General features: G+C 55.4%; 18 protein-coding genes and 1 other annotated feature. Of the genes, 6 read left to right on the plus strand and 12 right to left on the minus strand.

Features of this window, described 5'->3' with window-relative positions:
* Positions 1 to 165: 165 nt before the first annotated feature.
* The 3 genes from GSQ70_RS07045 to tal form a co-directional block, all read right to left on the minus strand.
* Positions 166 to 1,473: an MFS transporter gene (locus GSQ70_RS07045; protein ID WP_158781890.1), complete on the minus strand. Its 1,308-nt coding sequence runs from the start codon at positions 1,471 to 1,473 to the stop codon at positions 166 to 168.
* 127 nt (positions 1,474 to 1,600) lie between these two features.
* Positions 1,601 to 2,188 carry a molybdopterin adenylyltransferase gene (mog, locus tag GSQ70_RS07050; RefSeq protein ID WP_158781891.1) on the minus strand — a complete coding sequence of 196 codons (588 nt, stop codon included), beginning with the start codon at positions 2,186 to 2,188 and terminating at the stop codon, positions 1,601 to 1,603.
* Between the two features lie 141 nt (positions 2,189 to 2,329).
* Positions 2,330 to 3,283: a transaldolase gene (gene tal, locus GSQ70_RS07055; protein WP_158781892.1), complete on the minus strand. Its 954-nt coding sequence runs from the start codon at positions 3,281 to 3,283 to the stop codon at positions 2,330 to 2,332.
* A 212-nt stretch (positions 3,284 to 3,495) separates the two neighbouring features.
* Between tal and yaaA the strand changes: the two genes are divergently transcribed.
* The 3 genes from yaaA to GSQ70_RS07070 all read left to right on the plus strand — a co-directional run bounded on the left by yaaA (position 3,496) and on the right by GSQ70_RS07070 (position 6,933).
* Positions 3,496 to 4,272 (plus strand): peroxide stress protein YaaA, encoded by a 777-nt coding sequence (gene yaaA / locus GSQ70_RS07060; RefSeq protein ID WP_158781893.1) that lies wholly within the window; start codon positions 3,496 to 3,498, stop codon positions 4,270 to 4,272.
* Between the two features lie 152 nt (positions 4,273 to 4,424).
* The gene (locus GSQ70_RS07065) at positions 4,425 to 5,420 is read left to right on the plus strand and encodes a type III secretion system chaperone (RefSeq protein ID WP_158781894.1); all 996 of its coding nucleotides are present in this window, start codon (positions 4,425 to 4,427) and stop codon (positions 5,418 to 5,420) included.
* A complete protein-coding gene (locus tag GSQ70_RS07070) occupies positions 5,413 to 6,933 on the plus strand; it encodes a hypothetical protein (protein ID WP_158781895.1) in 1,521 nt (506 codons plus the stop codon). Before GSQ70_RS07065 ends, GSQ70_RS07070 begins: the two co-directional genes overlap by 8 nt.
* Before the next feature lie 53 nt (positions 6,934 to 6,986).
* On the opposite strand, the gene thrC is transcribed toward GSQ70_RS07070, so the two are convergent.
* The 5 genes from thrC to GSQ70_RS07095 all read right to left on the minus strand — a co-directional run bounded on the left by thrC (position 6,987) and on the right by GSQ70_RS07095 (position 12,714).
* Complete coding sequence (thrC, locus tag GSQ70_RS07075) at positions 6,987 to 8,273, minus strand: threonine synthase (RefSeq protein WP_158781896.1); 1,287 nt, start codon at positions 8,271 to 8,273, stop codon at positions 6,987 to 6,989.
* A 3-nt stretch (positions 8,274 to 8,276) separates the two neighbouring features.
* Positions 8,277 to 9,206, minus strand: a complete 930-nt coding sequence (gene thrB, locus GSQ70_RS07080; protein ID WP_158781897.1) for a homoserine kinase — start codon at positions 9,204 to 9,206, stop codon at positions 8,277 to 8,279.
* A 2-nt stretch (positions 9,207 to 9,208) separates the two neighbouring features.
* Entirely contained in the window at positions 9,209 to 11,671 is a 2,463-nt protein-coding gene (gene thrA, locus GSQ70_RS07085; RefSeq protein ID WP_158781898.1) for a bifunctional aspartate kinase/homoserine dehydrogenase I, read from the minus strand.
* A gap of 26 nt (positions 11,672 to 11,697) precedes the next feature.
* Positions 11,698 to 11,819, minus strand: a sequence feature (Thr leader region).
* A complete protein-coding gene (gene thrL, locus GSQ70_RS07090; protein ID WP_158785251.1) occupies positions 11,755 to 11,826 on the minus strand; it encodes a thr operon leader peptide in 72 nt (23 codons plus the stop codon). Its footprint overlaps the feature before it by 65 nt.
* Before the next feature lie 189 nt (positions 11,827 to 12,015).
* Positions 12,016 to 12,714, minus strand: coding sequence for a tRNA/rRNA methyltransferase (locus GSQ70_RS07095; protein WP_158781899.1), 699 nt, complete (start codon positions 12,712 to 12,714; stop codon positions 12,016 to 12,018).
* Between the two features lie 603 nt (positions 12,715 to 13,317).
* On the opposite strand from GSQ70_RS07095, the gene arcA reads away from it, so the two are divergent.
* Positions 13,318 to 14,034: a two-component system response regulator ArcA gene (gene arcA, locus GSQ70_RS07100; RefSeq protein ID WP_158781900.1), complete on the plus strand. Its 717-nt coding sequence runs from the start codon at positions 13,318 to 13,320 to the stop codon at positions 14,032 to 14,034.
* Positions 14,035 to 14,088: 54 nt separating this feature from the next.
* Here arcA and creA read toward each other — a convergent pair whose 3' ends face one another.
* Positions 14,089 to 14,562 carry a protein CreA gene (creA, locus tag GSQ70_RS07105; protein WP_158781901.1) on the minus strand — a complete coding sequence of 158 codons (474 nt, stop codon included), beginning with the start codon at positions 14,560 to 14,562 and terminating at the stop codon, positions 14,089 to 14,091.
* 185 nt (positions 14,563 to 14,747) lie between these two features.
* Here creA and robA point away from each other — a divergent pair, with 185 nt between their 5' ends.
* Entirely contained in the window at positions 14,748 to 15,629 is an 882-nt protein-coding gene (robA, locus tag GSQ70_RS07110) for an MDR efflux pump AcrAB transcriptional activator RobA (protein WP_158781902.1), read from the plus strand.
* Positions 15,630 to 15,750: 121 nt separating this feature from the next.
* Here robA and gpmB read toward each other — a convergent pair whose 3' ends face one another.
* Positions 15,751 to 16,398 (minus strand): 2,3-diphosphoglycerate-dependent phosphoglycerate mutase GpmB, encoded by a 648-nt coding sequence (gene gpmB / locus GSQ70_RS07115; protein ID WP_158781903.1) that lies wholly within the window; start codon positions 16,396 to 16,398, stop codon positions 15,751 to 15,753.
* A gap of 51 nt (positions 16,399 to 16,449) precedes the next feature.
* Between gpmB and yjjX the strand changes: the two genes are divergently transcribed.
* Positions 16,450 to 16,995 carry an inosine/xanthosine triphosphatase gene (gene yjjX, locus GSQ70_RS07120; protein WP_158781904.1) on the plus strand — a complete coding sequence of 182 codons (546 nt, stop codon included), beginning with the start codon at positions 16,450 to 16,452 and terminating at the stop codon, positions 16,993 to 16,995.
* Here the strand turns inward: yjjX and trpR are convergent.
* Together trpR and sltY are read right to left on the minus strand one after the other, a co-directional pair.
* Positions 16,981 to 17,310, minus strand: a complete 330-nt coding sequence (gene trpR / locus GSQ70_RS07125; protein ID WP_158781905.1) for a trp operon repressor — start codon at positions 17,308 to 17,310, stop codon at positions 16,981 to 16,983. The genes yjjX and trpR overlap by 15 nt on opposite strands.
* A gap of 53 nt (positions 17,311 to 17,363) precedes the next feature.
* Positions 17,364 to 19,286: a murein transglycosylase gene (gene sltY, locus GSQ70_RS07130; RefSeq protein ID WP_158781906.1), complete on the minus strand. Its 1,923-nt coding sequence runs from the start codon at positions 19,284 to 19,286 to the stop codon at positions 17,364 to 17,366.
* Positions 19,287 to 19,427 lie beyond the last annotated feature (141 nt).

Genomic DNA, 19,427 nt, shown 5'->3' on the forward strand with positions numbered 1-19,427 from the left:
GTTTAAAATGCCTGCCGTTGCCCTGGCTTCTGGTTCCTTGCCTCTTTTTAACAGGCAACACCAGTGTCAATGGCGCGGGGAACACAGGCCGCGAATAAAGCGTCTCGTGCCATGAACGGCACGAGTCGGGCTGTCACAGATGACGCCTTTTGCGTCTTTTTATTGTTAGCTATAACTGTCCGCCTGCCCGATAACATCGCGGTGAGCGAAGTCCCGCTTCAGGTAAATCCCCAGCAACAAGCCAATGACCGACAGCGCCAGCACGTAATAAGCCGGAGCCAGTGGCGTGACGGCCATAATCAGCGTGACGAAGATCGGCGTTAACCCACCAAAAATAGCGTAGGCCACATTGTAGGAGAATGAGATCCCGGTAAAACGCACTTCAGCCGGGAAAGAACGCACCATCACATAAGGCACCGCGCCTACCACGCCAACGCTCAGGCCAACCAGAGCATAACAGGCGAACAGCAGCTCCGGATGTGTGCCCACCGTCCGGTAGAAAATCCAGCTACACGCAGCCAGCAGCAGGCTGCCGAAGATAAACGTTTTACTGGCACCAAAGCGATCGGCGGCAAGACCGGCACAGATACAGCCCACAATCAGCGCGATCGTCGCCAGGCTGTTAGCCTGCAACGCCTGCGCAGTAGGAATGTTATAAACCTTTTGCAGCCAGGTTGGCGTCATCAGGATCACCACCACCACCCCAGCCGATAGCAGCCAGGTCAGCAGCATGCAGACGGCGATCTCTTTCCTGTGGTTAACCACCACGGCCTTTAGCGGCAGCTCAGCCGCCAGTGCTTTACGCGCCTCAAGCTCAATAAAAATCGGGGTTTCCTTAAGCCAGCGGCGCAGGTACATCGCCACCAGCCCAAAGACACCGCCGAGCAGGAAAGGAATACGCCAGCCACCTTCAACAATACCCTGCGGGCCAAAACCTTTGTTAATCAACGTTGCCACTACCGATCCCAGCAGGATCCCGGCGGTCAGACCAGCCGTCAGCGTGCCGCAGGCAAAACCGATACGCTTCACCGGTACGTGCTCGGCCACAAACACCCAGGCTCCGGGCACTTCACCGCCCACCGCTGCGCCCTGCAACATGCGTAACAGCAGCAGCAAAATGGGTGCGGCAATACCGAGCGTGGCATAACCAGGCAGTAATCCCATCGCCAGCGTGGGCAGCGCCATCAGCAATATGCTGAGGCTGAACATCTTCTTGCGGCCTTTGCTGTCACCAAAATGCGCCATGATGATGCCGCCCAACGGACGCGCCAGATAACCGGCGGCAAAGATCGCAAAGGTCTGCACCTGGCGCAGCCAGTCAGGGATATCAGGAGGAAAGAAGAGGTCGCCAATCACCGCTGCGAAGAAGACAAAAATAATGAAGTCGTAGAACTCCAGTGCGCCACCCAGCGCCGCCAGAGAAAGAGTTTTATAATCCTGCCGGTTTAACCGGCGCGCGCTGTCGGAAAGCATAATGATTCAGGCACATCCAGAAGTAGAGGAGAAAAGTTTAGTTATTTACTGTAAAGCTAACCGTACTATACCGTTCATTTTCCGCCACACCAGTCGCGCTGGATTTTATACCTGAATCAGAGAATTTTTAGCCGTTTGTTTCACGACGGGCGCTTTTGGGGCGAAATGCTGCTACCACAGCCGCGTGAGTTTCAACATAAGGCCCATCCAGCAACTGGATACAATACGGTACACTGGCAAAAATACCGTGAACCTTCGCCTTGCCCTGCTCATCCTTCAGCCCTTCCAGCGTCTCTTTAATCGACTTTGGCTGGCCTGGAAGATTAATAATTAACGACTGTTTGCGAATCACTCCAACCTGGCGCGAAAGGATCGCAGTCGGCACAAAGTTCAGGCTGATCTGGCGCATCTGCTCGCCAAAGCCCGGCATCTCCCGATCGGCAATCGCCAGCGTGGCATCAGGGGTCACGTCACGCCGGGCCGGACCGGTTCCACCGGTGGTCAGCACCAGGTGACAGAACAGCTCGTCCACCAGCTCACAGATTGCCTGCTCAATCATCGGCTGCTCGTCCGGCACCAGGCGTTTTTCAATCTCAAAAGGGGTTGCCAGCGCCTGGGTCAGCCATGCTTCCAGCGCGGGAAGCCCTTCGTCCTGGTAAATGCCATTGACAGCGCGGTCGGAAACGGAAATTAGTCCTATGCGTAATGTATTCATGGTGTCGTCACTGTGATTCCGTCCACCGCGGGAGCGCGGATGCGGGATTTAAGAGGGATCTGGGCAAAGCATAAACTATTGCAAAGCGGGATGTACAGCGAGGGGGAAAAGCATGGCCGGTTACCCCGGCCACGTCACAACTTACAACAGATCAGCGATCATCTTGTCGAGTTTGCCCTGGTCGATAGCAAAGTTACGGATGCCCTGAGCCAGTTTATCCACCGCCATCGGATCCTGGTTGTGCTGCCACAGGAATTCAGATTCGGTCATTTTCGCCGGACGCGCTTTCACTTCGCCAGACCATGACAGCTTACGCTCCAGCGAACCTTCGCTCTCAGCCAGCTCTTTCAGCAGGCCCGGGGAGATGGTCAGACGGTCACAGCCAGCCAGCTCGATGATTTCGCCCACGTTACGGAAGCTGGCACCCATCACCACGGTCTCGTAGCCATGCTGTTTGTAGTAAGTGTAGATTTCAGACACGGAAACCACGCCTGGATCTTCATTCGCCGCGTACTCTTTCTTGTCGGTATTGGCTTTGTACCAGTCCAGAATACGGCCCACAAATGGGGAGATCAGGTAGACACCCGCTTCAGCGCAGGCACGGGCCTGAGCAAAGGAGAACAGCAGGGTCAGGTTACAGTTGATGCCTTCTTTTTCCAGCTGCTCAGCAGCACGGATGCCCTGCCAGGTGGAAGCCAGTTTGATCAGGATGCGGTCGTTGCTGATGCCGGCATCATTATACAGTTTGATCAGGGAACGGGCTTTATTGATGCTGCCTTCGGTGTCATAAGACAGGCGCGCATCCACTTCAGTAGAGATACGGCCAGGCACCAGCTTGAGGATTTCCAGACCGATGTTCACCGCCAGTTTGTCAGCAGCGTACTGGATCTGCTCTTCTTTTTTGCTGCTCTGATCGCGTGCCCAGGCTACCGCTTCATCAATCAGCTTGCGGTATTCAGGGATCTGCGCGGCGCTCAGGATCAGGGAAGGGTTGGTAGTGGCATCTTGTGGCTGGTACAGCTTCATCGCTGCAATGTCGCCGGTATCGGCAACAACGGTAGTGAGTTGACGCAGGGAAGTCAGTTTGTCCGTCATAGTTGTCATTCTCATCAGGTAGAGTTATCGGGTTCTTGAAAATCTCTGTCACGGATAATATCACGCACCACCTTCCATGCAAGGTAAGGTTGCCGCCAGAACACTGAGTGCTAAACCCCGTCAATGGCAGCGATTTGTCCCTTCATCGCACTTTTTTGCTACAGTACAGCACCGATTTTGCTTTCTCTGACGTATTTAATAAGGAACCTCTCATGCTGATGGTTATCTCTCCGGCCAAGACGCTGGATTTCGAAAGCGAGCTGGCGACCGACCGCTTCACCCAACCGGCGCTGCTGGATGATTCCCGGAAACTGATTGAGGTGGCGCGCAAGCTGACGCCAGTGCAGATTGGCAAACTGATGAGCATCAGCGACAAGCTGGCTGACCTGAATGCCGGACGCTTCCAGAACTGGCAAACGCCCTTTTCTCCGGACAACGCCCGCCAGGCGATTCTGGCTTTTAAAGGGGATGTTTACACGGGGTTGCAGGCTGAGACTTTTAAAGAGAAAGATTTCGACTTTGCCCAGCAGCATCTGCGTATGCTTTCCGGCCTGTATGGCTTGCTGCGCCCGCTGGATCTGATGCAGCCTTATCGTCTGGAAATGGGCATAAAGCTGGAAAATCCGGCCGGCAAAGATCTCTACAGCTTCTGGGGCGATCGTCTGACCGTAGTGCTAAACGAGGCGCTGGCAGAGCAAGGTGATGATGTGTTGATCAACCTGGCTTCCGATGAATACTTTAAAGCGGTGAAGCCAAAGAAGCTGAACGGCCGCATCATCAAGCCGGTGTTCCTCGACGAGAAAAACGGCAAGTTCAAAGTGATCAGTTTCTACGCCAAAAAAGCACGTGGGCTCATGAGCCGCTATATCATCGAGCACCGCCTGAGCAAACCCGCCCAGCTGAAAAAATTCGATGTTGACGGCTATTTCTTCGTTGCTGACGAAAGCAATGAGCATGAACTGGTCTTTAAACGCCACGAAACCCCATAACTTCAGATTATCGCTAAGGCGGCCCGGCCCCTTGTGCGGCTGCCTTTACCTCCCCCCTATTTACGCCAGCCATACCTTTTACTGATGCCAGGAACTGTGACACTTTTTTGAACACACAGACCTTACCGCATCAATTTAGCCATGAGGCAGGTATGGATCGACATTTGCTTAAAACCATCAGCGACCGGGTCTGGCAGGCGTCACATCCGCAGGTTGAAACCCGAGACTCACTGACAGAAAACGCCCTGCCTGAATCATCGCGAGCCTGGCTTCAGGCCGCCGCCAGCCAGTTTGCCGTCGATCAACCCCGGCAGGAGGAGTTTGCCCGTACGGGAGTGATCAAGCTGACTGCCCTGCATCTGGTGACGATCTGTCAGAGCGAGGTTCCAGTCCCCTTATGGCTGGTTGCCGGATGGCTGCAAAAGCCTCAGGCCCTGCATCCGGAAAGCTGGCAGGAAGCCCTGCTGCGGGTGAATGATGTGGCGATGGCGATGAGTGGCATTGCGATCTCTGTTGATGAACACGGTAATACGCTACTGCTGAAGCGGCTGGCTTTCGATGCTGTGGGTGATGCTGATGCGCTGGCGGAGGTCATGAATGATGTTGACTCGCTCGCCGCCAGTCTGGTGGATTTGCTGCTGTCGCTGGGTCAGATTTCGCCAGAGCCAGAGGAACCCGTTCCGCCGCTGCCAGAGTGGATTGCCGGCTGGCAACAGCAAACCGCCAGGCAGAGCGATGCGCTGGCACAGCAGGCTTTGCAGACGGAATGGCATCATCCGCTGCTGCAACAAACGATCGGGCTGCTGGGATTGCCCACCACCCGCTATATTGAGGATGGCTGTTTTGGTTTACTGCACTTTCCTGAACGATCGATTGAAATCATCGCCTGTGCCGATCAGCGCCACCTGTCTCTCTCCACGCCGTTGAACCTGACTCTTTCCGCCAAAGAACTGCTCTCCGTCAACAGCGAGCTTCAGGTGTTAACCAACTGCGCGTTCGCACTGAGTGGCGAGAAAATCTGTCTGGTTTGCCGCTGGGACACCACCGGGCTGGACGCTGAGGCTTTTGCCGGATGGCTGGCTGACTTTATGACCCTGTGCGTGGCGTTTGACCGCCGTGAACTGACTAAGGAGGAGAACCATGAGTAACTCGATCCGGCACGTTCCCGGTCAATATGAAATGACCACACCCGGCCCCCGGGGCGACATTGAGAGTGGCCCGCAGCCGGATAACCGGCCGGGACGGGCAGCCAGAGCAGCAGGCAGCGCGACCCAGTTTTTTTCCGGGATGAAGGAGAGCGCAGGACGCGGTTCCCGTGCGGCCTTGGAAGGCATGAAAAGTGGCGGAAGCTACGCGCTGGGAAGTGCGAAAACGGCGGGTAATGCCACCTGGGGCGGGATGAAAACGGGCGGGAACATGGCCTGGAGCGGGGGCAAAACCGTCGGAAACGCCGGGTGGAAAGGCGCTAAAATAGCAGGGCGGACCGGCTGGAATGACACCAAAGCTTCAGCCATCAGCCTGGGAAAATTCACCGCTGCCCCGCTGCAAAATAAAGCCTGGGGCGCGCTGGGCGGCCATGCCCTTCAGCAGATGATCACCTGTGGGCTGCCAACGATGATGCGTGAAGAGGCGTTTATCGAAGCCTATAACCTGATGCTGCCCCATCTGGCGGAGAAGCATCCCGCGGCTGCGGTTGGACTGCAGGTCGCCCTTTCGCTGGCTAATATCGCCGCCCATCAGCATATCCGTGAACCGAGACTGGCACGCGATCCGCAAAATAATGACGTTGCCGTACGGGGACAATTTGGCCTCAGTCCCAACCAGGCCGACGTTATCCGCCGCGATAAACCTGAAGAGTGGGCACGTTTGAGCGCGCAAACCGCAACGGATTCAAGTCGGGTAACCGGACAGCAGATTGCCGCAGAATTACTCAACGTGGGGATGTCATTAGCTGGCGCAATTTCGGGGAATTCTGGCCTGACGGCTCGCGTGCTCAGCACTCAGTTACGAAACGTCATTTACGCCGCCACACGTGAATCACTGCAGGCCACGGGCAGTATGGTTGCCTCGCGGGATGGCAAAGCCAGTTTTGGGGTCAGTGATGATAATATGAGTACCAACGGTGCATGGTATACGCTGAATACGCTGGCTATGGGCATGTTACAGGATGGTCTGATTCAGAAAGCGCTGCCGAAGGGTTACAGCGTCTCCGGGCCTGAACTGCGCGATGCCGCAGGTCAGCGCCTCAGTGGCAAAGAGCTGCACGAAATGGCAGCGATCGTTTCCTCGATCCGTGCCGCCTGTAACTCGGTAATTGAAACGGGTGATGCCTTTTTAGGGAAACACTACGACGCGAAGCAGGTGGGCGATTCGCAAAAGCTCTCCCCTTCTCTGCCGATGAAAGATTACGGCCGTCTGCTCGATCATTCGATAGCCCGCCTGAGCTGGAATAACATCGCTAACTCAACCACATTACTTTCACAGCAGGGATTCAATGCCCTGACCAAAGGCAAAGCGCCACAGCTGCTCTCCAGCCTGTTCAACAACGCCGGGACGGCAGCCGCATTCGGGCTGACTTATAAAATGGTGAATCAGATCTATCAGGCACACAGCAAGGTACGCGGCGCTGTCGCGTCGGCCAGTCAGGCAGCCGGGCAGTAGAGGGGAGCAAACAGTTAACACTGGCCCCGACCAGGAAGTCAGGGCCTTCGGGCTTATTTGTGCAGCAGGAAGTCGCGCAGTTCGGCGAAATCAGCCGCCATGTTGTGCGACAACAGCGGCAGATCGGCCCGCTCGGCTAAAGCTTCCGGCAAGGGGAGTTTCTGATCCAGAATCTCTTCCACGCTCTCTTTGAACTTGGCCGGGTGCGCCGTGCCGAGGAACAGGCCAAACTCCCCTTCCTGCAGATGATCGCGCAGCAGGCGGTAAGCAATAGCCGCGTGCGGCTCGGAGATATACCCCAGATCCGCCAGCTCACGCATGGTGGCTTTGGTGGTTTCATCATCTACTGCGCCATAGCCCAGATCGGTCAGACGCCAGGTTTTGCGACGGAAGATTTCTTCCACACGCGGCCAGTTGTTCGGCTGGCTGACGTCCATGGCGTTCGACAGCGTGGCAACGGTTGCATTTGGCAGCCATTCCCCCCCGGTCAGGAAGCGCGGAACGGTGTCGTTCGCGTTGGTGGCTGCGATAAAACGCTTCACCGGCAGGCCCAGAGACTTCGCCAGCAGACCGGCCGTCAGGTCGCCAAAGTTACCGCTCGGCACGGAAATCACCAGCTGGTTACGTTTTTCCTGCGGCAGCTGGGCCACCGCCTCGAAGTAATAACAAATTTGTGCCAGCAGGCGGCTGATATTGATCGAGTTGGCAGAGTTCAGGCCGATAGCCTTTTTCAGCAGCTCATCATCAAAGGCCTGTTTCACCAGAGACTGGCAGGCATCGAAATCACCGTCGATGGCGATGGTCTGGATATTGCCGCCCAGCGTACAGAACAGTTTTTCCTGCAGCGGACTGATTTTGCCCTGCGGATACAGGATCACCACACGGACGTTGTCCATGCCGTAAAAGGCGTGGGCCACCGCAGCGCCGGTATCACCGGAAGTGGCAGTCAGGATGGTGATTTTCTCATCCGCTTCGCTGACATAGGAGAGCATCTGCGCCATAAAGCGACCGCCGAAGTCCTTAAAGGCCAGCGTCGGGCCGTGGAACAGCTCCAGCGAAGCGATATCATCAGTGACTTTCGCCACCGGAGCCGGGAAGGCAAAAGCACTCTTCAGGCGCTCGTGCAGCTGGTGCGGGGCGATTTCGTCGCCAATGAAAGCCGAGAGGATCTTGCTGCTACGGCTGACGAAATCCATTTCGAGCATTTCGTCGATATCGGTCAGTTCAAATTCCGGCAGCTCAAGGGGGAAAAAAAGCCCCTGCTGTTTACCCAGACCCTGTTTCACCGCCTGCGAGAAGCTAACCTGCTCGTTGTGATCCTTAAGATTATACAGTTTCATGCGTTATCCCAGTTTACGTGCGCCTGCCGTGTCGATCCGGCAAATATGGACGAAGCCTTCATCATTCTGCAGATAGTGCTGGCGGAGCCACTCTGCCATGCGCTGCGCCGTATCCGGTTGATTACAGACGGCAAACAGCGTTGGACCAGAGCCGGAAATGCCGCAGGCCAGCGCGCCAATGTCCTGCGCGGCCTGACGGGCTTCAGCAAACCCTGGTAAAAGTTTAGTGCGGTATGGCTCAGCAATCACATCGCGCATCAGCTTCGCCGCCAGCTCAGGCTGCTGCGTGTGGCAGGCATGGATAAACCCGCCCAGATAGCGACCGTGTTTAATAATGTCTTCTTTACGGTACTGTGCTGGCAGGATTGCCCGCGCTTCAGCCGTGGAAACTTTTATCCCCGGATAGGCCATCACCCACAGCCAGTCAGCAAAGCCTGGGACTTGCTGGCTGATAATGCCGTTCTCTTCCAGCATCAGCTGGATACCGCCCAGGAAACAAGGCGCGACGTTATCGTAATGAACGCTGCCGGAAATCCGCCCTTCCAGCTCGCCCATCAGGGCCAGCAGTTCGGTGTCGTTCAGCGGCTTGCCACAGTGCTCGTTCATCGCCATCAGACCTGCCACCACGGAGCAGGCGCTGGATCCCAGGCCCGAACCAATCGGCATGTTTTTCTCCAGCGTCATCGCCACCGGCACGCGCTCCCCGATAGCTTCACAGAAACGGTCCCAGCATTGCCAGACAATGTTTTCCTGCGGATGGGTCGGCAGCTTGCTGACGAAACTCCCCTCGTTGCGCAGGCTGAACTCGCTGGCCGCTTCCACGGTCACGCAGTCGCCCAGCAGGGTACCGTCTATCGGAGACACTGCCGCACCCAGCACATCAAAGCCTACGCTGACGTTGCCAATTGAGGCAGGGGCATAAATCTTGACCATCGTTAAACTCCCAACTTCCATGACAAGGTACGCAGCAGATCGGCAAACACGCCCGCAGCGGTCACATCGTTGCCCGCACCATAGCCGCGCAGAACCAACGGAATCGGCTGATAATAGCGGCTGTAGAAGGCCAGCGCATTCTCACCATTTTTCACTTTATACAGCGGAGAGTGCTCGTCCACGGCATCTATTTTCACCCGGCAACGGCCGCCCTCTTCAATCGCCCCGACAAAGCGCAGCACTTTGCCTTCCTGCGCCGCGCTGGCCACGCGGGTTGCAAAGGCGTCATCCAGCTCTGGCAGACGGGCCATAAAGGTTTCCACATCTTTAATAGCGGTGAACTCTGCTGGCAGGACATCTTCAATATCGATGTCGCTCAGCTCCAGCTGGTAACCCGCCTCACGTGCCAGGATCAGCAGCTTGCGTGCCACGTCCATGCCAGAGAGATCGTCGCGCGGGTCCGGCTCGGTAAAGCCCATTTCACGCGCAACGCGGGTCGCTTCAGACAGCGAAATGCCTTCGTCCAGCTGACCAAAAATAAAGGAGAGCGAACCGGAGAGGATGCCGGAAAAGTGGATCAGCTCGTCACCGGCATTCAGCAGATTCTGCAGGTTCTCGATTACCGGCAGGCCCGCGCCCACGTTAGTATCGTACAGGAATTTACGGCGGGATTTCGCCGCGGCTGCGCGCATCTGCTGATAGTAATTCCAGGAGGAGGTATTGGCCTTTTTGTTCGGCGTCACCACGTGGAAGCCATCAGCCAGGAAATCGGCATACTGGTCGGCCACGGTCTGGCTGGAGGTACAGTCAACGATCACCGGATTCAACAGGTGATACTCTTTCACCAGGCGGTTCAGTCGCTGCAGATTAAAGGGCTCTTTCGCTTCCTTCAGGGCTTCCTTCCAGTTTTCCAGCGCAATACCGTGCACGTTGGTCAGCAATGCTTTCGAATTGGCGATCCCGCAGACTCGCAGGTCAATATGCTTATTCTTAAGCCACGCCTGCTGGCGATGCAACTGGTCGATCAAGGCCGCCCCCACACCTCCGACGCCAATCACAAAAACTTCGATAACCTGGTCGGTGGCAAACAGCATCTGATGCACAACCCGCACGCCCGTAGTGGCGTCTTCGTTGCTGACCACTACGGAGATTGAGCGCTCGGACGAGCCCTGGGCAATCGCCACGATATTGATATTGGCGCGCGCCAGTGCCGAGAAGAACTTGGCAGAAATGCCGCGCAGGGTACGCATACCGTCACCAACCACGGAGATCACCGCGAGGTTTTCCATCACGTCCAGCGGCTCCAGCAGGCCGTCTTTCAGCTCAAGGTAAAACTCATCTTCCAGCACGCGACGGGCGCGCAGCAGGTCACTCTGCGGCACACAAAAGCTGATGCTGTATTCAGAAGAAGACTGGGTGATCAACACCACAGAGATTCCGCTGCGGGACATTGCCGCGAATACACGGGCTGCCATGCCGATCATGCCCTTCATTCCCGGCCCGGAGACGTTGAACATCGCCATATTGTTGAGGTTGGTGATGCCCTTAACCGGGTTGTCATCATCGGAGCTGTCACCACCGATCAGCGTACCAGGAGCCTGTGGGTTGGCGGTGTTTTTAATCAGACATGGGATCTGGAACTGAGCAATTGGCGTGATGGTGCGGGGATGCAGTACCTTGGCACCAAAGTAGGAAAGCTCCATCGCTTCCTGGTAAGACATTGATTTCAGCAGCCGCGCATCCGGCACCTGACGCGGGTCACAGGTATACACACCGTCGACATCAGTCCAGATTTCGCAGCAGTCAGCACGCAGGCAGGCGGCCAGTACGGCAGCGGAGTAGTCGGAGCCGTTTCGGCCCAGCACCACCAGTTCGCCTTTATCATTTCCGGCAGTGAAACCAGCCATCAGCACCATATTTTTTGCAGGGATTTTGCTGGCAGCAATACGACGGGTGGATTCAGGAATATCTACGGTGGATTCAAGGTAGTGCCCGACGGCCAGCAGCTTCTCAACCGGATCAATCACGCTGACGTCGTGACCCCGAGCCTGCAGCAGACCTTCCATAATCGCAATGGAGAGCTTTTCGCCGCGACAGATAATGGCCGCGTTCACGCTGTCCGGACATTGGCCAAGCAGGCTGATGCCGTGCAATACCTGCTTCAACTGGGCGAACTCCTGATCCACCACTGCTTTCAGCCTGTCGTAATTAAAGCCCGGCTGCGCTGCGGCCAGTCCCTGCAGCAGCGAGGCAAAAATGTTCTCCGCATCGCTGACGTTGGGCTGTGCGTCCTGCCCGCTAATAGTCTTCTCGATCATCGCCACCAGATGGTTGGTGATTTTTGCCGGCGCGGACAATACGGTAGCAACCTGTCCCTGCTGCGCATTACTTTCCAATATGTCAGCCACACGCAGGAATCGTTCCGCATTGGCTACTGAGGTTCCACCGAATTTCAGCACTCGCATGTTCAAGCTCTCCTGAATTTTTCCCGAAAAAAAAAGCCCGCACTGTTCAGGTGCGGGCTTATTTTTGATTCTTCCTGTATGCGTCAGCCCGCACCGTTACCTGTGGTAATGGTGGTGGTAATAATGATTGTTGTCATCAGGCTGTTTGTACGCATTTTAGATTTATCGTCTGTCTGTAAATTCTGTCGGCTTTCAGAAGTAAAGCATATGCCCCGCTAAGTCAATTTTTTTATCGCCTTGCGGCAGAACCGCTGAATAACCAGCCTGACGGGAATTTCGCAAAATGCAGTTCTGATCTTTTAGCTATAGCCATAACATCAGGATCACTTGCTGAATTCGGAAATTTAATCAGATTTTTTATCTATAAGTTTTTTTTCTACGTCATGCAGCAGACGGTGAAGCATAGCAGTATCACGCTGCTCCAGCAGGCCAATACGCTGCGCCAGCCAATCCACCAGCTTCTGGTCATCGCTGACTGCCAGGCTGTCCAGCAGGCGCTCCACCCGCTGCCTTAACGCCGCCAGTTGGTGTCCGTCTGCCGGCAGTTCCTGCGAAGCAGTCACCTGACGCAGGGCCGAGAGTTGATAGCAGTAAACCATTACCGCCTGCCCCAGATTCAGCGAAGGGTAATCGGCAGCCATCGGGACACCGGTCAGCACATCAACCAGCGCCAGCTCTTCATTGGTCAGTCCGGTATCCTCGCGGCCAAACACCAGCGCGGCGCTTTTCACCCACTGCTGCTTTTCCTGCAGCAGTGCTTCAACCTGCTGTGGAGTGGCGTAGTAACGAAACTTAGCCCGGCTGCGGGCTGTGGTGGCAATACTGAAATCAATATCGGCCAGCGCAGCTGACAGCGTGTCCCAGTGGGTGACATTGTCCAGAATGTCTCCCGCACCATGGGCAACCCAGCGAGCCGCGGGTTCAAGATGGGCCAGGCTGTTGACGATACGCAACTCGTCAAAGCCCATGGTTTTCATGGCACGGGCGGCCGCACCCACGTTTTCAGGACGGGCGGGTGAAACAAGGATAAGGGGAAAGCGCATAGTCGCCTGTCTGCTGTTGAATGAAACCGTTAATGCTGACATGGGTTCGGGTTAAAAAAAAGCATGATATTTTTAACCATTTATTAAAAATATAGGTAAATCATAACTTGTCATAATCAAAAACTATGGCATTATTTCCCTTAAATCAGAGATAAAAACATTTATCTCACTATAATCCCATTTAGTTCAAAGAATTAACAAATGTTAAAATTTAGCTCTGCCATGTTCACAAACTGGGCCAGCGAACCGCAGTTAAATAATCAACTTTGTGAGCTAAGCTGGCATTCTGGGAAGAGTTTTTCATAAAAGAGTTAACGTGCTACAATTGATTTGATATAAGTCAATTAAGCCTTAATTATTGCCTGTTGCTCGTGGCTTGTGCTGTTATGTTGCTGTTAATGAGGTTAGGATATACGCCATTTTTGATCGTGCCGTGACGGGGTGGAGCCCTTATTTGACAGACTGCGCCGCCCGGTCCTTGATGGCTTTTTGACATATTCTGTACGGCTGTTGCAATGCGTATGATGACGCCCCTGTTTTTATCAGGTAGTTTAGCAGCTGTATGCCCCATATCGTTTTGTTGGCAATTTAGGTAGCGAACACATGCAGACCCCGCACATACTTATCGTTGAAGACGAATTAGTTACTCGTAATACTCTCAAAAGTATTTTTGAGGCCGAAGGCTACATGGTTTATGAAGCTACGGATGGCGCAGAAATGCACCAGATTCTGACGGAAAATGACGTCAACCTGGTGATTATGGACATCAACCTGCCAGGCAAAAATGGCCTGCTGCTGGCGCGTGAATTACGTGAACAAGCTAACGTAGCCCTGATGTTCCTGACCGGCCGCGACAATGAAGTTGATAAAATTCTGGGCCTGGAAATTGGTGCCGATGATTATATCACCAAGCCTTTCAACCCACGTGAGCTGACTATCCGCGCCCGTAACCTGCTTTCTCGCACCATGAACCTCGCTCCTCACAGCGAAGAACGCAAGCTGGTTGAAAGCTATCGCTTCAACGGCTGGGAACTGGATATCAACAGTCGCTCTCTGGTCAGCCCACAGGGCGAACAGTACAAGCTACCGCGCAGTGAATTCCGCGCCATGCTGCATTTCTGCGAAAACCCGGGCAAGATCCAGACTCGCGCCGATTTGCTGAAGAAAATGACCGGTCGCGAGCTGAAGCCGCATGACCGTACCGTAGACGTGACTATCCGCCGTATTCGTAAGCACTTCGAATCCACGCCGGATACGCCGGAAATCATCGCCACCATCCACGGCGAAGGTTACCGCTTCTGCGGCGATCTGCAGGACTAAACCCGCCCTGCAGAAAGTCAGAGGGCCTTTGTTCTGGCCCTTTTTCTTTTCAGATCATTTATTCCACGGCATAATAGGCACGGCACTCAGGGCATTTTTAGGCGACCCGTCCACGACTTTATCGGAATAGCTCAGATAGATCAGCGCATTACGTCTTTGATCGTAAAACCGCACCACCTGCAGCTTTTTAAACACCAGTGAAGTACGCTTACGAAACACCACCTCGCCCTCTGATTTGCCCTGGGCAATTTTGTCGCTGAGTTCAACCGGACCGACCTGCTGACAGGAAATGGCCGCGTCTGAGGTATCTTCCGCCAGACCCAGTCCCCCCTTGATGCCACCGGTTTTTGCCCGGCTGATATAACAGGTTACATTTTTTACATCAGGGTCGTCGAACGCTTCGACAATGATTTTATGGTCTGGCCCAAACATCTTAAACACCGTATCCACAGAGCCCACCACCTCTGCCCGGGCGGAAAGGGATGTTAAAATTACAGACGTGATTATTAACAATTTTCTCATTGTCATAACGTTACCATTGCAAAGAAAATAGATGACATTGTAAGTTAACCTTCTTCAGGCTTTCACTCAGTTGAAGGCGATAACCGCATATCTAACGCGCACTGGTATAACACACTTGTTGAACGTGTGGCTTAAGCACGACGTGAAATTGTTTTCCGTTGCACCAATCTTGAGTAGGATGAGGACGATTTATGGATCAAGCCGGTATCATTCGCGACTTGCTAGTCTGGCTTGAAAGCCACCTTGACCAGCCGCTGTCCCTGGACAACGTGGCGACCAAGGCCGGGTATTCAAAATGGCATCTGCAGAGAATGTTTAAAGAAGTTACCGGGCATGCGATTGGCGCCTATATCCGCGCGCGTCGCCTGTCGAAAGCCGCAGTGGCGCTCCGTCTTACCAGCCGTCCGATTCTGGACATCGCCTTGCAGTATCGCTTTGACTCACAGCAGACGTTTACCCGTGCGTTTAAAAAGCAGTTTAACCAGACCCCGGCGTACTATCGCCGCTCGTCAGACTGGAACTCGTTCGGGCTGCGTCCGCCAATCCGCCTGGGCGACTTCCACGTGCCGGAAGCGACCTATGTCAGCCTGCCGGAAACGGTGCTGATTGGGCAGACGCAGAGCTACACCTGCACCCTTGAACAGATCTCCAGCTACCGTGATGAGATGCGCCTGCACTTCTGGCGTCAGTTCCTGACCGAGACCGATATGGTGCCACCGGTGCTGTATGGCCTGCATCAGTCCCGCCCGAGCGTGGAAAAAGACGACGAGCAGGAGATCCTCTACACCACGGCGGTGCCGTCAGACAAGCTGTCTCAGCCGATGCAATCTACGCAAACGGTATTGCTGGAAGGGGGGGAATATGTGCAGTTCACCTACGAGGGACCGCGAAATAATCTTCAGGAATTTATCCTGCTGATTTACGGTACCTGCATGCCAACACTCAAGCTGACGCGACGTCATGGTCAGGATATCGAACGTTTCTATACCCACGGCGGTAAGAAACGTGCCGAGCCGCCAACGGATATCCGCTGCGAGTATCTGATCCCGATCCGCACTCCGGAAGAGGCATAACCCGCGTAACGTGACGGGCGGAATACATTATTCCGCCCATGCAGAAACACCCGGCGCTGTTCCGCAGATCCAACCGCAACGAATAACATTCCGAAGGGAACGAATTCATTTCGTCCCGCTCCTAGCGTTGCAGTTCGTCCAGTGCGGGTTCAGCCAGATGTGACACATCCCCGGCCGTTTCCACCACCCAGCCTTCTGCCAGCCAGGCGCTCTGCTGGTGATCGACGCGGGAGAGGGAACAATTGCGTAAGCGCAACCGACGTTCGGCATGAGCAGGCAGGCCCAGCAGCGTACTGACCAGCACGCCCAGCGCCATACCGTGACTGACAATCAGCGGACGGCTTCCGGCTGGCAGTTTGAGACAGGCATTGAGCGCATCATGCATTCTGGTGGCCATTTCCGTCATCGATTCGCCGTTGGGAATGCGGCCATTTTCCGTCCCGTCCACCAGCGTCTTCCGCCAGCTCTCTTCCTCTTCGGTCAGCGAATCCAGCGGGCGCTGTTCCAGCACGCCCATGTTCAGCTCACGCAGGCGCGGGTCAAGCTGGACATGACAGCCGCAGGCATCAGCAATGATTTCGGCAGTACGCTTAGTGCGGCCCAAATCACTGGAGATAACGTGGGTAATTCCCAGGTGCTTCACCCGTTCTCCCACCTGATGTGCCTGCTGCTCTCCTTTCTCAGTCAGCGCGCTGTCCGACTGTCCCTGAATGCGTCGCGCTGCATTCCAAAGCGTTTCCCCGTGGCGAACAAGATAGACCTGTAACATTGCTATTTTCCGTTATACTGCGACAAATTTGCGTAAAGGGTTCAAACAATTATGTACCATGTTGTCGCTGCTACCATCAATCCCGCCAAAATTAAGGCAATTTCTCTGGCGTTCAGCGATATTTTCGGAGAAGGATCCTGCCATATTGAGGGTGTCCAGGTCGACAGCGGCGTGGCACTGCAACCCCTGACAAACGCAGAAACGAGAACTGGCGCACGCCAGCGGGTGATGAATGCCCGTCAGGTTCGGCCGGAAGCGGACTTCTGGGTAGCGATTGAAGCCGGGATCGAAGAAGACACCGCCTTTGCCTGGATGGTGGTGGAAAACCATAAACTGCGTGGAGAGTCCCGTTCGGCCAGCTTTACGCTGCCTGCCATTGTCATGAAGGGCATCCATGAAGGCCGTGAACTGGGCGAAGAGATGGCGCGCCTGACCGGCATTGATAACATCAAACAAAAAGGCGGGGCCATCGGTGCATTCACCGCCGGGCACCTGACGCGCACCAGCGTTTATCATCAGGCGCTGATCCTGGCACTGTGCCCCTTCCATAACAAAATTTACCAGCTGAAAGAGCACGACGACTCAGATCTTATCTGACCCGTTGAGCAGCTGTGCCTCCAGCCAGGCCTTCAGCGCTGGCGGCGCACTTTTCAGGCTGTTTGAGCCGCGCGTGATAGTGGCAATGCCCACGCCCAAATCGTTTTTCAGCTCGCGCTGGCTCAGTTCGCCACGCATCAGCTCTTCAATAATCCGCAGGCGCGTGCCCAGCGCTTCGCGCTCGTCCGGCGTCATCATCAGTTGCAACAGCGGCAGATGCAGCTCGTTGCTGAAAGCACGCTGCAGCAGCGTAACAAAACGCTGCCACTCTTCGTTGTGCGGTTCCATGGTTACGGGAACGGAAGATTCGGTCATGTGTGGCCCATACTCTTAAACTAGTACAGCAGCATAGCACAGGCCACCGTGGATCAGTAGCGGCGTTGCCACTCGCTGTCGGCCAGAATCTTATCCGGTTTGTTCATGAAATAGCGGTAGTAGGCATCATAGGCCAGCACGTTCTTCACGTAGCCGCGCGTTTCCGAGAACGGGATCGTCTCGATAAAGGCCACGGCATCCAGCCGCCCTGCGCTGTTCCCCAACCAGGTTCTCACCCTTGACGGACCGGCATTATAAGCCGCCGAGGAGAAGATCCGATTCTGGCCAAACTGCTGGTAAACCGACTCCAGATACTGCGTGCCGATCTGAATATTGGTTTCAGGATCCAGCAGCTGGCTGCTGTTGCTGTAACCAGGCAGACGGTAAACCTTCACCGTATGCTGCGCCGTGGCGGGCATCACCTGCATCAGGCCGGAAGCGCCAACCGGCGAGCGGGCTTTCGGGTTCCAGGCACTCTCCTGGCGGGCAATTGCCATGGCGTAGCTGATCGGGATCGCTTTCCCCTGACTGTAGCGGTTGAACTGATCCTGATAAGCCAGCGGGAAGCGTTCCTGCAGGCTGTTCCAAAGCTTGCCGGAGATGGTCGCCTGCACGCTCAGATCCCACCAGTTTTGCTCATGAGCATAGCGGGCCAGCTGCTGTTGCTGGCTGCTGGTTTTGCTGCCGACCAGATAGCTCCATTCCGAGCGGGCAAGGTTGTCCATTCCCCAGTACATCAGCTCGCGCACGCGGGCGATCTCCGGCCCCTGAGTCAGGCTGCTGTCCGGCTCAGACGCTTTATCCACCTGCAGAGTATAATCGACGCCCAGACGCTGTGCGGCCACCATCGGATAGAAACCGCGCTCCTGCATCAGCTTGCGCAGAATCGTTTTGGCCTCTTCTTTCCGCCCTTCATCCATCAGCAGGTCGGCCTGCCAGTACTGCCACTCATCCTTCTGCTTGGCTTCCACCGGCAGACGCGCAATCCAGGTATTCAGGCCACGGCGATCGTTATTGCCCAGCGACATCCTTACCCGCCGCTCAATCAGCGAGGTCGAGTCGCTGCGCATCACCACGTTGTCACGCCAGCGCGCCTGTTCGGACGTGATGTCATTGCCCATCAACCGCCAGGCCACCGCCTCGTTCAGATCCTGCTCTTCCTGCTCGCTCATCTTCTGCAGGCGAACCAGCGAAGGGATCATTGCCCTGGCGTTCTCCGCATCTCCCCGCGCCACTCTGGCGAAGGCGACGGAAGTGGCCTGGCGGGTGAAATCGGTCGGCCCCACGCTACGGGCAAACGACTCGACGTTTTGTGGATTGTTTTGCAGATCCATGATCGCATTAGCCATGGTCTGGTAATCCGGCGGAAGCTGACCGGCCAGGAAATTCACCAGGTTGCTGTTTCCCTCTTTCATCGCCAGGCGAATACGTTCCAGCGTGGTAATCGGCGTTTGCTCCCCGGCCCCCTGCCAGACGCTGAACAGCTTGTCACAGGTGCCCGGCAGGGAGGTTCCACGCAACCAGATGGATTTGGCGCCGTCATAAGCCACCTGCTGCTGGCCGGTCGCCCATTTGGCGTAGTACCAGTTACAGCGGGCCGCTACCGGTTTCGGCTCTTCCGGGCTGAACACCAGCAGTCCACGCCAGTCCTGACGGCGAGCCAGTTCGTTCACAAAACGCGCTGCCAGAGAGCGAACCGGCGGCAAAGTGGGGTATTTTTTAATGAAGTCGCTGACCACAAAGCCGCTTTCCTGATCCAGATCCTGAGCCAGCTGGCGGTATTCAAGGTAGGGATAAAGAGGGTAATCACGCAGTGTGGGCATCAGCTGCGCCACCGTGTCCATTTGATTGCTGTCCCATGCCTGCTTAATCTGCAGATAACGGCTGCGCTGGGCATCCAGAGAGTCCGCATGTGCCATACCTGCCATCACTGTTAAACAGGCCCCTGCTATCCACAACTGCCACTTGTCCGCCATGACTTTCCCCACGTTAACGCCTCGCTTTATCCGTTATGACTCGTACAACTTCCTTCATGCTAACCAGGCAAAGCACTTGTCGCTATGTTAAGCACAAAAATTTACTCTACGCCCGCACTCTAAACGGCCACTAAACCAGCA

This window comes from Pantoea sp. BAV 3049 (assembly GCF_009765445.1).
Lineage (GTDB): Bacteria > Pseudomonadota > Gammaproteobacteria > Enterobacterales > Enterobacteriaceae > Erwinia.

Coding starts and splice junctions, on each gene's coding strand:
- GSQ70_RS07070 (WP_158781895.1), top strand. CDS start 5,413: ATGAGTAACTCGATCCGGCACGTTCCCGGTCAATATGAAATGACCACA.
- GSQ70_RS07065 (WP_158781894.1), top strand. CDS start 4,425: ATGGATCGACATTTGCTTAAAACCATCAGCGACCGGGTCTGGCAGGCG.
- robA (WP_158781902.1), top strand. CDS start 14,748: ATGGATCAAGCCGGTATCATTCGCGACTTGCTAGTCTGGCTTGAAAGC.
- sltY (WP_158781906.1), bottom strand. CDS start 19,286: ATGGCGGACAAGTGGCAGTTGTGGATAGCAGGGGCCTGTTTAACAGTG.
- tal (WP_158781892.1), bottom strand. CDS start 3,283: ATGACGGACAAACTGACTTCCCTGCGTCAACTCACTACCGTTGTTGCC.
- yjjX (WP_158781904.1), top strand. CDS start 16,450: ATGTACCATGTTGTCGCTGCTACCATCAATCCCGCCAAAATTAAGGCA.
- thrC (WP_158781896.1), bottom strand. CDS start 8,273: ATGAAACTGTATAATCTTAAGGATCACAACGAGCAGGTTAGCTTCTCG.
- yaaA (WP_158781893.1), top strand. CDS start 3,496: ATGCTGATGGTTATCTCTCCGGCCAAGACGCTGGATTTCGAAAGCGAG.
- creA (WP_158781901.1), bottom strand. CDS start 14,562: ATGACAATGAGAAAATTGTTAATAATCACGTCTGTAATTTTAACATCC.
- thrA (WP_158781898.1), bottom strand. CDS start 11,671: ATGCGAGTGCTGAAATTCGGTGGAACCTCAGTAGCCAATGCGGAACGA.
- GSQ70_RS07095 (WP_158781899.1), bottom strand. CDS start 12,714: ATGCGCTTTCCCCTTATCCTTGTTTCACCCGCCCGTCCTGAAAACGTG.
- thrB (WP_158781897.1), bottom strand. CDS start 9,206: ATGGTCAAGATTTATGCCCCTGCCTCAATTGGCAACGTCAGCGTAGGC.
- trpR (WP_158781905.1), bottom strand. CDS start 17,310: ATGACCGAATCTTCCGTTCCCGTAACCATGGAACCGCACAACGAAGAG.
- arcA (WP_158781900.1), top strand. CDS start 13,318: ATGCAGACCCCGCACATACTTATCGTTGAAGACGAATTAGTTACTCGT.
- GSQ70_RS07045 (WP_158781890.1), bottom strand. CDS start 1,473: ATGCTTTCCGACAGCGCGCGCCGGTTAAACCGGCAGGATTATAAAACT.
- mog (WP_158781891.1), bottom strand. CDS start 2,188: ATGAATACATTACGCATAGGACTAATTTCCGTTTCCGACCGCGCTGTC.
- gpmB (WP_158781903.1), bottom strand. CDS start 16,398: ATGTTACAGGTCTATCTTGTTCGCCACGGGGAAACGCTTTGGAATGCA.